A 13,039-nucleotide genomic window follows, 5' to 3' on the forward strand; every position below is an offset into this window, starting at 1 on the left:
CCGGCCGACCCTATCCGACCGCGGCCGGCCGGGTCCCGGCGGTTTCGTCGCGCCGTGGTGGGGCGGCCGCGCACCGGGGCGAGTCGTCGTCGGCAACGTGCGCATGCCGGTGCTCGGCGGAGCGGTCTTCCTCGGTTCGGGGATGCTCGTCGCCGTGACGGGCTGACATCCCCGAGGCCCGCCACCGCGCACAGCACCGCACCGCAGTCCGACGCCCAGCCCTTCCGCACCGCTGGTTCGTCCGGCACCCCGGGCACCGGAGACGCGTCGGGCTGGTGTTCGGTTGCGGGCGACACGGCCCGGCCGTCGGACACACTCCGTAGTCCACCCTGGTCATCCGGCCACCGGCGCCCGGGTGATCCGCGGAAAACACGTTCGACGTGACGGGTGAGAGGGAACAGGCCAAAGGATGCAAGACGTACAAGAGTGGGCCAGGGGTCTGACGCGGCTGCTGCGGCGTCATCGGGACCCGGTGGTCGTCCAGACGCTGCGGTCGTCCGCTGCGGCCACGATCGCCTACGTCGTCGCGCTCCGGCTGAGCCCGGAACCGGCTCCGCTCACCGCTCCGCTGACCGCGCTCCTGGTCGTGCAGGTGACCCTGTACGCCACCCTCACCAACGGTTTCCGCCGGGTCAACGCGGTGGTGGCCGGCGTGCTGGTCGCCATCGCCTTCAGCCAGCTGGTGGGGCTGACCTGGTGGAGCCTGGCCCTGCTGATCGTGGCTTCACTGGGGGTGGGGCACCTGGTGCGCGTCGACGAGTACATCCCCGAGGTGGCGATCAGCGCCATGCTGGTGCTCGGGGTGACCACCATCAGCAGCACGGCCTGGGCCCGGATCGTGGAGACGCTGATCGGCGCGGTCGTCGGGATGGGCTGCAATGTGCTGCTCCCTCCCCCGGTGTGGGTGGACGAGGCCGGGGAGTCGATCGAGGGCCTGGCCCGCCGGCTGCGGCAGTTGATGCTGCGCATGGGCGAGGAGGCGTCGGGGCCGACGCCGTGGCGGCAGGCGGCCGAGCGGCTGCACGAGGCCCGCCGGCTCGACCACGCCATCATCGACGTGGACGCGGCGCTGCGGCAGGCCGAGGACAGCCTGCGGCTCAATCCGCGGGTCAGGGAGGGGCTGCTGCACCGGGTGGTGCTGCGCACCGGCCTGGACACGCTGGAGATCTGCACGGTCGTGCTGCGGGTGCTGGCCCGGACCTTCACCGACCTGGCCAAGGCCCGCGAACCCGAGCCGCTGTTCGCCCCGGACACGGGGGCGGCCGTGGAGCAGCTGCTGTCCCAGATCGCCGACGCCGTGGTGAGCTTCGCGGTACTGGTGACCACCAGCATCAGCGAGAGCGCCGAGTCGGCCGAGGCCCGGCTCGCGGCCGAGCTGCACACCGCGGCCGGCACCCGCGACAAGCTCGCCGAGCTGCTCCGCGACGAGGTCCGCGGCGACGACCGGAACTGGCAGCTGCTGGGTGCCGTCCTGACCGAGGTCAACCGGCTCCTCGACGAGATGAACACCGAGCACCGCACCCGCCGGCTGCTGGAGGAGCTGGACCGGGTCTCCGCCGAGCAGCGCGTCAAGCGGCCCCGGCTGACCTGGCTGCGGGAGCGGATCGGCGTACCGGAGCGGTTGCGGCGGAACCGGGCGGGTGGTGCGGAGCGTTCTCGGTCCAGGACGGAGAAGGGGGCACGCCGGTGACGGACACGACGGTACGGACCGACGGGAACACACTGCGGTTGCCGGGCGGGGTGGCGGTGCGTTTCGTGCGCACCCTGCGCCTGCCGGAGACGGGGACGCATCCGCTGCCGCCGGGGCTCGGCGAGTTCCCGGTCCGGCGGGTGAGCGACTGTCCGGACACGGTCCCGGACGGGTGGCGGGCGCGCGGCGGGGTGATGCTGCCGGTGTACCTGCGCGAGGCGATGTGGCTGAGTTTCGCGGGCACGGTGGAACCGGCCGCCCTCCAGGTCGGCGTCGGCAAGGTGTGCGCGGTCTCCGGCGAGCCGTGGAGCGACCGGCTGTCCCGGGATCCGCAGAACTACCTGGTACTGCCCCGCCAGCCCTGGCTGGACGGCATCAATTCCGGCCGGGGCACGGTCCGCCAGTTCGTGGCGGTGCCGCTCGGTCTCGGCGCCACGGTGGAGGGACAGGTCACCGGCGAGGAGGTGTGGGGCGGGGTGCAGCTCCAGTCCTTCGCGCTCAAGGAGGAGCCGCTCGCCCGGTGGCGGCGGCAGGAGCGGCTGCGGCGCGAGCGGACCCCCGCGCCGGGAGCGCTCGGCGGTTACGGCGGCCCACTGGCGGTGGCCGCGCCGGCCGTGCCCGCGACCGCCCCCGCCGCCCGCTCGGCCGGGATGGGCCTCGGGGCCGGCGGCTCGATGCGCCAGGAGGTCTACGAGGACGAACGGCCCCCGCTCGACTGGGCCGAGACCCCTGCCGGGCGGGTCTTCGTGCACCTGGTCACGCCTCCGCAGTGGCGTCGCATCACGGGCGAGGAGCCCCCGCCGTCACCGGTGGACCGGGCCGCGTACACCCGGGCCGGGCTGCCCTGGTACGACTACTACGACCAGGACGGCCAGGATCTCGCCCCCACGGACGCCCTGGAGGGGGTCAAGCCGGTCGGCGACTGGCTCGGCGACGACCTGGAGCCCTGGCAGCAGCCGTCCGGCGGGCAGGTGGTCCCGCTGAAGGACCCGCCCGGCAAGCCGGTGGCGGACGGCGACTGGTGACAGCCGTTGCAAGCGACGCAACGACCGTTGCCCTTCTTGCTTTTGACCCGGCGCCCGCGCCAAGGTTGCTGTGACGACCGAGGTGACCGACGACCTGAGGTGCGGGCATGGGCAGTGGTACGGAAGCGACGCGTGGCGGCTGGAGCAGGCGCCGGTTCGTCGGTGCGGTGGCGGGCGCCGCGGCGGTGGCGGCGGTCCCGGCACCGGCGGCCCCGCCCGGTGAGGGCGGCCCGGCACCCCGGCCGGCGGCCGGGTCCCCGGCGACGCCCGCCGCCGGGCCGCGCCCCCTCCACCTCGGCACCTACACCTCCGTGGACGGCGGCGGGACCGGCATCGGTCTGGCCACCTACAGCCCCGAGACCGGCCGGATCACCGGCACCGGCACGCTCACCGGCGTCGCCGACCCGTCGTATCTGGCCGTCCACCCGGACGGCCGCACGCTGTACGCGGTGAACGAGCGCACGGACGGCGCGGTGACCGCAGTACGTCTGGCGGACCGGACGGTCCTCGGCAGCCGGAGCACGGGCGGGGCGGGGCCCTGTCATCTCTCGGTGCACCCGAGCGGACGCTGGCTGCTCAGCGCGAACTACACCTCCGGCAGTGTGGCCGTCCATCCGATCGACGCCTCCGGCACCCTCGGTGAGCGCACCGACCTGGTCACGCACTCGACCCCGGCGCCCGGTCCCGGCCAGCAGGGGCCGCACGCGCACCAGTTCGTCACCAGCCCGGACGGCGGCCATGTCCTCGCCGTCGACCTCGGCACCGACACCGTCTACAGCTACCGTCTGGACCTCACCCGGGGCAGGCTCACCGAGGCCGCCCAGGCACACACCAGGCCGGGGGCCGGTCCGCGCCATCTGACCTTCCACCCGGGCGGGCGGTACGCGTACCTGGCCAACGAGGTGGACGACACGATCGCGGTGTGCGGCTACGACCAGGCCGCCGGCCGGCTCGATATCGGCGCTCCCCAGTCCACCGGCAGCAGGGCGGGCACCACCAACTACCCGGCCCAGATCCTGGTCACCGCCGACGGCGCCTACGCCTACCTGGCCAACCGGGGCGACAACACGCTGGCGCGGTACGCGGTCGAGGCCTCCGGGGCCCGGCTGCGGCTGCTGGACACGGTGCCGGTGGAAGGGGACTTCCCCCGGCAGATCGCGTTCTCGCCGGACGGCCGGCTGCTGTTCGCGGCCAATCAGCGGTCCGGCACCGTGAGCGTCTTCACGGTGGACGCCCGCAGCGGTGAACTCCGGCTCACGGGACGGCCGTTCGCGTCACCCGTCGCCGTCTGCGCGCTGCCGCTGTAGCGTGCGCGGGCGGGAGGCGGCGGCACCGGCCCGGGTCAGCAGGACGTGCATGCGCTCGGTGAGCTGGGTGACGTCGCCGGCGGGTTCGTGGAAGGCCAGCCGTACGTCGCCGTGGGCACGGGTGCGTTCGATGCGCAGGGTCAGCCCGTGCCGGTCCACGGCCAGGGGCCGGACGCGGGTCGCGGCATGCAGGCTCTCGGGCTCCACGAGCCGGGTGAGCCGTTCGACGGCTTCCGGGTGGGCGTCCGCCAGGTGGGTGAGCAGGTGGGCCTCGGCCCCGGCCAGCGGGTCGGGGCGCGCGGCGGCGAACTCGTCGAGGTCCACGACGACCGCGCCGGAGGGCCGGCACAGCACCACACGGGTGGGCTGGAAGACGAGGTGCCCGTCGGAGGGCACGAACCAGCCGGCCAGCCACAGCCGGGCCCGGACCCGGTCGCGCACCGCGACGGGCGCCACGTCGGCGAACTCCAGCACGGCGGACGGCTCGCCGCGCGGAGCGCAGACCACGGCCGTGAGCAGGGCGCTGTCCTCCGGCACGTGCAGCAGCACCCGGCCGTCGTCGGCGACACCATGGGCGCCGGCGTACTCCTCACGCCCGCCGTCCGCGGTCACCCGGCACGACCATGCCGTGGCCAGCACCGACCGCGCTTGTTCGGCCGCGCCCGGGCCGGCCGCCCGGACCGCCTGTTCGTCACCCATCCCAAATCTCCTTAGGTAAGCCTCACCTAACTTAGCGAAGATCGGGGAGCACGCCAAGCACGGCGCGCACGGAGCACGTGCCGAACGGACTCAGGAGATGACACCCAGCAGGGCCCGCGCGCACAGGTCCCGCACCTGCTGCCGGGTCAGCTCCTCGGTACGCAGCCACTCCAGGCAGACGTGCGTGGTGAAGGCGAGCCAGCCGCGCACCGCCAGCCGGGTGTCGGGGCGCAGCTCCAGGGCGGGGCCGAACTCCGGGTCGGCGGCGAGCGCGGCCAGGATCTGGCGCTCCTGGGCGGCCTGGGCCTGCCGGTATACGCGGCGCACGGCCTGGTCGCCGGAGGCCTCGGCACGGTGGAAGGCGCGGAAACCGTGCGCGTGGGTGTGGACGTAGTCGAGGTAGAAATCGAGGCCCGCGGTGAGCTGCTCCCGGGCGGACACGCCGGGCTCGGCCGCCGTCATCCGCAGCATGCGCTCACTCTCCCGCTCCACCACCGCGGCGAAGAAGTCACGCTTGGTCGGAAAATAGTGGTACAGCAGACCCCGGGAGACGCCCGCGATCTCGGCGACCTGTTCGATCCACACGTCGTCGTACGGGCTCTCGGAGAAGAGCCTGGCCCCGACCGAGAGGAGCTGCTCGCGTCGTTCCGCGGTGCTGAGTCTGCGGCGGCTGCGCTCACCCTGGTTCGCGACCATGTCCGCACTTTACTTGACGCGGGTTCAACAACGGGACGAGACTGAAACGCCTATTGAACTCACGTACAACTAGCTCAACCTGCCGCAGCACCGAGGGAGATCGCGTCATGGCGGAGACGGCCACGCAGACGGCGACGCGGGCGGACGGCCCGCTGCCGAAGGGGTTCCGGGGCGCCGAGCAGGGCTGGCCCGAGCTGCACCGGATTCCGCACCCGCCGCACCGGCTGCCGCTCCTCGGTGACATCCTGGGCGTCGACCGGCGCACGCCGCTCCAGGACTCGATGCGCTTCGCCAGGCAGCTGGGCCCGATCTTCCGGCGCCGGGCCTTCGGCAACGAGTTCGTGTTCGTGTGGGGCGCCGAACCGGCCGCCGACATGGCCGACGAGTCACGGTTCGCCAAGCACGTGGGCCTGGGGGTCGCCAACCTGCGCCCGATCGCCGGGGACGGCCTGTTCACGGCGTACAACCACGAGCCCAACTGGCAACTGGCGCACGACGTCCTGGCCCCGGGTTTCAGCCGGGAGGCCATGGAGGGCTACCACGCGATGATGCTGTCGGTGGCCGGCCGCCTGACCGGCCACTGGGACCGGGAGCTGGCGGCCGGCCGCTGGGTCGACGTGCCCGGGGACATGACCAAGCTGACCCTGGAGACGATCGCCCGTACCGGGTTCGGACACGACTTCGGCTCCTTCGAGCGGGACCGGCCGCACCCCTTCGTGACCGCGATGATCGGCACACTCACCTACGCGCAGCGTCTGAACAGCGTGCCCTCGCCGTTGGCCCCGCTGCTGCTGCGGCAGGCCTCGCGGCGCAACGCGGCCGACATCGACCACCTCAACCGCACGGTCGACGGCCTGGTGGCCGAGCGCCGCGCGAAGGGACGCGCGGACGGTGACCTGCTGGACCGGATGCTGGAGACGGCCCACCCGGAGACCGGGGAGCGGCTGTCCGCGGAGAACGTACGCAGGCAGGTGATCACCTTCCTGGTGGCCGGCCACGAGACCACCTCGGGCGCGCTCTCCTTCGCCCTGCACTACCTCGCCCTGCACCCGGAGGTCGCCGCCAGGGCCGCCGCCGAGGTCGACCGCGTCTGGGGCGACACGCCCACACCGGACTACGACCAGGTCGCCAAGCTCCGTTACGTCCGCCGGGTCCTCGACGAGTCGCTGCGGCTGTGGCCCACCGCCCCCGCCTTCGCCCGCGAGGCCCGCAAGGACACCGTGCTCGCCGGGGACCACCCGATGCGCCGGGGCGCCTGGGCCCTGGTCCTGACCCCGATGCTGCACCGGGATCCCGCGGTGTGGGGCCCGGACGCCGAGAGCTTCGACCCGGACCGCTTCGAGGCGAAGGCGGCGAGGGGCCGGGCCCCGCACACCTTCAAGCCGTTCGGCACGGGCGCCCGGGCCTGTATCGGCCGCCAGTTCGCCCTGCACGAGGCGACCCTGGTCCTCGGCCTGCTGCTGCGCCGCTACGACCTGAAGGCCGACCCCGGCTACCGGCTGCGGGTGACCGAGCGGCTGACACTGATGCCGGACGGACTGCGGCTGCGGCTGGAGCGGCGCCGTCCGGCCCCGGGGCCGGTGGACGCGCCGGACGACGCGCCCGCCTCAGCGGGCGGCGGCTGCCCAGTGCACGGGGCGGGTGACTGAGGCCGGCAGCCGGGTGGCGGCGCTCCCCCGGGCCGCGTCGAGCTGCGGCTGGGTCAGGAAGAACGCGCCCGTGAGATCCGCTCCGGTCAGATCGGCGTCGCGCAGGTCGGCGCCGATCAGATCGGTGTCCCGCAGATCCGCGCCGGTGAGGTCGGCGGCGATCAGCCAGGCCCCACGCAGGCTCGCGCCGCGCAGGCCGGCCCCCCGCAGCCGGGCACCGACCAGGTCCGCGTTCCGGCGGTCCTCGGCCCGGTCCGGTACACCCGCGCGGGCCAGCTCGCTGGTGCGCAGCAGCACGGTGTTCACCCGCCGCCGGTGGGCGGCCACGTCCAGGGCGGCGAGTTCCGCGGGCGTGCCGAGGGCGAGTTCCCCGGTGGTCTCCAGCAGCCGCCTCGACTCGGCGTGGACCGGGCGGGCGGCGGACAGGCCCAGCGCCTCGGTGAGGTACCAGAGCATTTCGTGCAGCTGCCGGACGACCGGGAAGACGTCGAACATCCGGCGGGCGTGCTCCTCGGTCCCGCTCCGCCAGTCCTGGCCGCCGAAGGTCGCCTGCGAGACCCACTGCCCGGCGCCGAAGCAGTCGTAGACCGTGCAGCCGGTGAACCCCCGCTGGCGCAGGTCGGTGTGGATGCGGCAGCGGTTCTCGCCGCCGAGGTTCCGGCACGGCGTGCCGGCGGCCTTGCCGACCGCGAAGTCGGCCGAAGCGGTGAACGGCAGAGCGACGCAGCACAGACCGAAGCAGCGGGTACAGTCCGCGCGCAGCTCCAGCGGCCGGGCCCGTTCGGACGGGTGTTCTGGCATCCGTTCAGCCTACCGGCAGGATCGTGCAAGCCTTCGATGCGATCGTTCTAACGTTCCCGCAGCTCAGGCTGGTTTGCTCGAAGAGCCGGATTCCCCAACCAGCTTCCACGGAGCATTTCATGGCACTCGACTCGTACATCGGTCTCGGCCGTTCCGGGCTCAAGGTGAGCCCCTTCTGCCTCGGCGCGATGAACTTCGGCGAGGACGGCGGCTTCGGCTGCTCGGTCGAGGAGTCGGAGAAGATCCTCCAGACCTATCTCGACCTCGGCGGCAACTTCGTCGACACCGCGAACTTCTACACCAACGGCCACTCGGAGGCGATCCTCGGCGACTTCCTCGCCGCCCGCCCCGGCCGACGCGACCGGCTGGTACTCGCCACCAAGTTCTTCGGCAACCTCCACCTCGGCGACCCCAACGGCGGCGGCGCGGGCCGCAAGGCCGTCGTCGGCCAGCTGGAGGACTCGCTGCGCCGGCTGCGCACCGACTACATCGACCTGTACTGGCTGCACAACCACGACCGGTCCACGCCCGTCGAGGAGACCCTGCGCACGCTCGACGACCTGGTGACGGCCGGCAAGATCCGGTACGTCGGTTTCTCGGACACCCCGGCCTGGTTCACGGCCAAGGCCCACACCATGGCCCTGCTGCGCGGCTGGACGCCGGTGACCGCGCTGCAGATGGAGTACTCACTGCTGGAGCGCACCATCGAGGGCGAGCTGATCCCGCTCGCCGAGGACGCCGGGATGGGCCTGCTGCCCTGGAGCCCGCTCAAGAGCGGCTTCCTGTCCGGGAAGTACCGCCGCGCCGGGGCGGCGCCCACCGACACCAGGCGGGCCGCGGTCCTCGGGCAGCCCAGCGAGGCCCAGTTCACGGTGATCGAGGCACTCGCCGCCGTCGCCGCGGAGGCCGGCGCGAGCCCCGCCGCCGTGGCGCTGTCCTGGGTGCAGAACCGCCCCGGCGTCACCTCCACCCTGATCGGCCCGCGCACGCTCGGCCACCTGGAGGCGAACGTCGCCGCCCTGGACGTACATCTGACACCGGAGCAGACGGCACGCCTGGACGAGGTCTCGGCCCCCGCCCTCAATTTCCCCTACGACCTGAACCGCCAGGTCGGCGCGATGCTCAAGTACGCGGGGGCCACGGTCGACGGCGAGCCGACCGCGGTCTACCCGCCTCTGCTGGAGAGCACCGCACGCTACTGAACCGGGTCCTCGTCAGGGTGTACGCGGGTGAGCTTGTCCGGGTTGGTGACCACGTAGACGCCGCAGACCCGGTCGCCGTCCGGCGTGAGATCCATGACCATCACGGCGTACGGGGAGTCACCCGTGAACAGCACCGCCGCGTCGTCGCCGTTGACGCGACGGTAGTGGACGTCCAGATCCCCGGCGCGCCGCCGCCGTCGGTCCACACCGTCACGTCCGGGGCGAGGATCGCCGTGAGCGCGCGGAGGTCCCCGCCCGGTGCGGCCCACACGAACCGCTCGGTCGCCTCCCGGCGGACCCGGGGGTGGGCACGGTAGCGGGGGCGGCGGGCGTGGACATGGGCGCGGGCCCGGTGGGCGAGCTGGCGTACCGAGACGGGCCGCGGTCGAGCATGCCGGCGATCTCGGTGTGGCGATGGCCAGGGAGACGCTCCCGGAGCGGAGCGTCTGGTCACCGGTGTCGGCGACCAGGGGTTCGGGCAGCCAGGCACCGACGTACGTCTCCCGGCGCAGGGCGACGGCCTCCCGCCGGGCGAGCGCGTGGTTCACCGCGGTCCGGACCGGATAGGCGCGCGGATGACCGATCGCCGGCTGGGGCGTCCGGCTGTTCCTGCCGGACCAGGACAGCCAGGTCTCCTGGAGCACGTCCTCGGTGTCGGCGACGCTGCCGAGCATGTGGTGGACGACGGAGAACAGCAGCTCACGGTGGTCGACGACGGGCCGGGTCGCGGCGTCCGACGGGCCGTCGCGGTCCGGTACCGCTCGGCCCGCCGCAGCGGTGGAGGCGGCCGGCTCGGTCGGGTCCGGGCCCATTTCCCGCCCCCGAAGGCCTCTTTGCGGATGACGTCGAGGAGGCTCGGAACGCCCTGTGAGGTACGGACGTCGACGAAGGCGCGCACATGAAGATCGTCGACCGCCTCGCGCAGCAGCGCGCTGCCCAGATCCGCGCGGGAGGTGAACCGGCCGGGCAGGCGCGGCGGCCCGGTAGGGGCTGACGGCGTCCGTGTCGAAGAGTCCGGCGGGGCGGACGACGGTCCACCGGTGATCGCCGTCCCGCACGATCTCCTCCATGCGCCGCATGTCCTCGTACACGGTGCGCCCGACGGTGCCGGCGATGGCGGGTTCGAGCACCTTCCGGAAGAAGAAGGTCTCACCGGGTGCCGCCACGCCGAAGAGTACGGTCGAACTCACGCAGACCAGGCGCCGGACGCGGGTGACGCCCTCGGAGTACACGGTGACCGGCTTTCGGCCGTAGGGCACCCCGAGTGCCGAGATCACCGCGTCCTGTCCGGCGACGGCGCGTTCCACCGCGACCGGGTCGAGGACGTCCGCGACGGCCACCCGCAACAGTGCGTCGCCGAGCGGGAGATCCTCGGGGTGGCGGGTGGCGGCGGTGACCGTGTGCCCTTCGGCGGGCGCCTGCGCGGTGACCTGCCGGCCGGTCACTCCGTTCGCCCCGAATACGACGATTTTCGCGTGGTCTTCCCCTCTCTGCGGTCTCCTGCCGGCTGAGAGGGGCCCGGCGGCGGGTGCGACATCCCGCCACCGGGTGGGACGTGGATCACTCCTCCCGGGCGGGGAGGTCCAGGAGCGCGAGCCGATCGGGGTCGGCCAGGATGTACATCTCGGTGATCCGGCCGTCCACGACGGTGACCGCCGAGACCGACAACGGGCGGCCCTCGGGCATGGTGACCACGCCGACCGTGCCGTTGACGAGCACGAGCCGCGACCAGAGGGAGAACTGCCGGAAGGTGAACGCCCCTTCGGCCACCGACCGGGCTCCGCGCAGCACCTTGGAGGCGGCCGCGCCCTGGACCAGTGCGCCCGAGTCCACGCGCAGCACCACATCGGGGTGGAGGACCGCGAGCAGCGCCTCGAAGTCACCGCTGCGGGAGGCGGCGAGGAATGCCTCCAGCGCCTGGCGCTGCCGGACGGGATCGGGTTCGGCCGACGGGGTGGCCCCCTGAACCCGGCGGCGGGCCCGGCTGGCCAGCTGCCGGGTCGCCGCCGCACCGCGTTCCACGATCGGCGCGATGTCGTCGAAGGGCACCGCGAACATGTCGTGCAGCACGAACGCCAGCCGCTCGTCGGGCTCCAGCGTCTCCAGGACGATCAGCAGGGCGATCCCCACGGAGTCGACCTCGACCGCCTCCCGCTCGGGGTCCACCTCCGACAGCGGCCTGACCAGCGGGTCCGGGACGAACGTCTCGTCGATCGGCTGCTCGCGGCGGGCCGTGCGGGAGCGCAGCATGTCGAGGCAGACCCGGCCGACCACCGTGGTCAGCCAGCCGCCGAGGTTCCGGATCTCGTCCGCGTCGGTGCGGCCGAGCTTGAGCCAGGCCTCCTGGACCGCGTCCTCCGCCTCGACGACCGAGCCGAGCATCCGGTAGGCCACCGCGCGCAGCCGGTCGCGGTGTTCCTGGAAGCGGCGGGCCAGCAGTTCCGTGTCGTTCATCCGGTCTCCCCGTTCGTCGGCCGGGGCGCCCGGTCACCGCCGGGCGCCCTCCCCGCACACCGTCTTACCAGGAGGTACGGACAGCGGGCGTCCGCTTTCCCCGTCCGTCTGCTCCGGCGGCGGGTGTCAGGCCTCGTCGCGGACGAGCGCAAGGAGCCGGTCGAGGACCCGCGGGGCGCCGGTACGCAGTCCGTCGTGCTCGAACTCGTCGGTGACCCAGGTGCGCAGACCCCGCACGGCCCGTGCGGTCTCCAGCGAGTGCCCGGCGTCGACGTACATGTCGTCGTGGTACACGGCGGCGGCGACCGGTACCTCGTTGACGGCGAGCCGGGCCGGGTCGTACAGCGGCTGCCAGTCGGTGCGGGCGGCGAGCAGTTCGGCGGTCTCGCGCAGCGGGCGCAGGGAGGGGTCGGTCTCGAACACCCAGGGGTGGACCGTCTCGCCGGTGAAGAGCACCGGCGCGTCGTCGGTGAGCGCCTTGGCCGCGTCGAACTGCGGGAACTCGGCGCGCACCCGCTCGGCCGCCCAGGCGGTGGGCCGGCTGTCCTGCCCGTAGACCGGCTCGTGGACGAGGGCGTACAGCGGGTTGCTCGCGTACGACAGCAGCGCCTGGGCCTGCTCCTGGAAGCTGTCGGACAGTTCATGGCCGGCCGGGGTGCGGACGAAGGCGTCCTCCAGCAGGAAGTGCAGGCGGTGGCTGCCGTCGCTCATGCCCAGCATCAGGCCGAGGGACTGGAAGGCCTCGACGGTGAGCCGGTAGCCGCCCGGCAGCACCACCGGGTGGTCGAGGAGGTGCCCGGCGATCCGCCGGACCCGCTCGACGTCCATCGGGTAGCGGTCGTAGTGCGCGGCGACCTTGCGTTCGATGCGCGGGTAGGCGGCCCGGTAGACGTCGTCGGCGTGTGCGTCCAGGGACGGCAGGCCTCCGGTGACGAGGGAGGTCCTCAGACCTTCCGGGAAGAACGACAGGTAGGTGACCGTGCAGAAGCCGCCGTAGCTCTGGCCGAGGGTGGTCCAGGGGGCGCCGCCGGTGACCTGCGGGCGGATCGCCTCGCAGTCCCGGACGATCGAGTCGGCGCGGAAGCGGGCGAGGTGGTCGGCCTGGGCGGCCGGGCCGCCGCGCAGGGGCAGTGTCTGCCGGCTGACCGGGGTGGAACGACCGGTGCCGCGCTGGTCGAGGAGGAGGACGCGGTACTCCCGCAGGGCCCGGTCGAGCCAGGCCTGCCGTCCGACGAAACGATTCGCCCCGAACCCCGGGCCGCCCTGCAGATAGAGCAGCCAGGGCAGCTCCTGGTCCGCCTTGTCGCTCGCGACCGCCTCCCGGGCGTACAGCTCGATGGTCTCCCCGTCCGGATCGGCGTGGTCCAGGGGGACGGTGAAATGGCGGTCGGTGAGGACGACGCCGGGCTGGCGGTAGCTGAGGCTCAACGTTTCTCCCGTGACGGACGGACGGTCGCGACCCAGTTGAGCACATGTCCGGGCCCCCGCCACGCCCGGGATCATGAAATCGTTACTG

Annotated in this window: 10 protein-coding genes and 2 pseudogenes; 5 read left to right on the forward strand and 7 right to left on the reverse strand. The window is 73.2% G+C overall.

The genetic code is table 11. From position 1 onward, the window contains the following. The first annotated feature begins 409 nt into the window (after positions 1-409). The 3 genes from ACFXI4_RS38245 (at position 410) to ACFXI4_RS38255 (ending at position 4,022) form a co-directional block, all read left to right on the forward strand. Positions 410-1,690 (forward strand): aromatic acid exporter family protein, encoded by a 1,281-nt coding sequence (locus ACFXI4_RS38245; RefSeq protein WP_385000321.1) that lies wholly within the window; start codon positions 410-412, stop codon positions 1,688-1,690. Beyond that, a complete protein-coding gene (locus ACFXI4_RS38250) occupies positions 1,687-2,715 on the forward strand; it encodes a hypothetical protein (RefSeq protein WP_385000324.1) in 1,029 nt (342 codons plus the stop codon). The genes ACFXI4_RS38245 and ACFXI4_RS38250 overlap by 4 nt, the downstream gene beginning before the upstream one ends. A 107-nt stretch (positions 2,716-2,822) precedes the next feature. After that, entirely contained in the window at positions 2,823-4,022 is a 1,200-nt protein-coding gene (locus ACFXI4_RS38255; protein ID WP_385000326.1) for a lactonase family protein, read from the forward strand. On the opposite strand, the gene ACFXI4_RS38260 is transcribed toward ACFXI4_RS38255, so the two are convergent. Then, complete coding sequence (locus tag ACFXI4_RS38260) at positions 3,990-4,721, reverse strand: DUF2470 domain-containing protein (RefSeq protein WP_385000329.1); 732 nt, start codon at positions 4,719-4,721, stop codon at positions 3,990-3,992. The two genes, ACFXI4_RS38255 and ACFXI4_RS38260, sit on opposite strands and share 33 nt — an antisense overlap. A gap of 90 nt (positions 4,722-4,811) precedes the next feature. Further along, positions 4,812-5,417 (reverse strand): TetR/AcrR family transcriptional regulator, encoded by a 606-nt coding sequence (locus ACFXI4_RS38265; RefSeq protein ID WP_385000332.1) that lies wholly within the window; start codon positions 5,415-5,417, stop codon positions 4,812-4,814. Positions 5,418-5,524: 107 nt separating this feature from the next. Here ACFXI4_RS38265 and ACFXI4_RS38270 point away from each other — a divergent pair, with 107 nt between their 5' ends. Next, positions 5,525-7,066, forward strand: a complete 1,542-nt coding sequence (locus ACFXI4_RS38270) for a cytochrome P450 (RefSeq protein WP_385000335.1) — start codon at positions 5,525-5,527, stop codon at positions 7,064-7,066. Here the strand turns inward: ACFXI4_RS38270 and ACFXI4_RS38275 are convergent. After that, positions 7,025-7,867: a pentapeptide repeat-containing protein gene (locus tag ACFXI4_RS38275; protein ID WP_385000338.1), complete on the reverse strand. Its 843-nt coding sequence runs from the start codon at positions 7,865-7,867 to the stop codon at positions 7,025-7,027. The two genes, ACFXI4_RS38270 and ACFXI4_RS38275, sit on opposite strands and share 42 nt — an antisense overlap. A gap of 119 nt (positions 7,868-7,986) precedes the next feature. Here ACFXI4_RS38275 and ACFXI4_RS38280 point away from each other — a divergent pair, with 119 nt between their 5' ends. After that, the gene (locus ACFXI4_RS38280; protein ID WP_385000341.1) at positions 7,987-9,069 is read left to right on the forward strand and encodes an aldo/keto reductase; all 1,083 of its coding nucleotides are present in this window, start codon (positions 7,987-7,989) and stop codon (positions 9,067-9,069) included. Here ACFXI4_RS38280 and ACFXI4_RS38285 read toward each other — a convergent pair. The 4 genes and pseudogenes from ACFXI4_RS38285 to ACFXI4_RS38300 form a co-directional block, all read right to left on the reverse strand. Beyond that, a pseudogene (locus ACFXI4_RS38285) lies at positions 9,063-9,881 on the reverse strand (sigma factor). The gene ACFXI4_RS38280 and the pseudogene ACFXI4_RS38285 sit on opposite strands and share 7 nt — an antisense overlap. Positions 9,882-10,085: 204 nt before the next feature. Then, positions 10,086-10,514 (reverse strand): annotated as a pseudogene (locus tag ACFXI4_RS38290) (NAD(P)-dependent oxidoreductase); the annotation flags it as partial. A 115-nt stretch (positions 10,515-10,629) separates the two neighbouring features. After that, positions 10,630-11,523 (reverse strand): RNA polymerase sigma factor SigJ, encoded by an 894-nt coding sequence (gene sigJ, locus ACFXI4_RS38295; protein ID WP_362727332.1) that lies wholly within the window; start codon positions 11,521-11,523, stop codon positions 10,630-10,632. Positions 11,524-11,649: 126 nt separating this feature from the next. Beyond that, positions 11,650-12,951, reverse strand: a complete 1,302-nt coding sequence (locus tag ACFXI4_RS38300) for an alpha/beta fold hydrolase (protein ID WP_385000344.1) — start codon at positions 12,949-12,951, stop codon at positions 11,650-11,652. Positions 12,952-13,039 lie beyond the last annotated feature (88 nt).

The sequence above is a fragment of the Streptomyces sp. NPDC059224 genome, assembly GCF_042754285.1.
Lineage (GTDB): Bacteria > Actinomycetota > Actinomycetes > Streptomycetales > Streptomycetaceae > Streptomyces.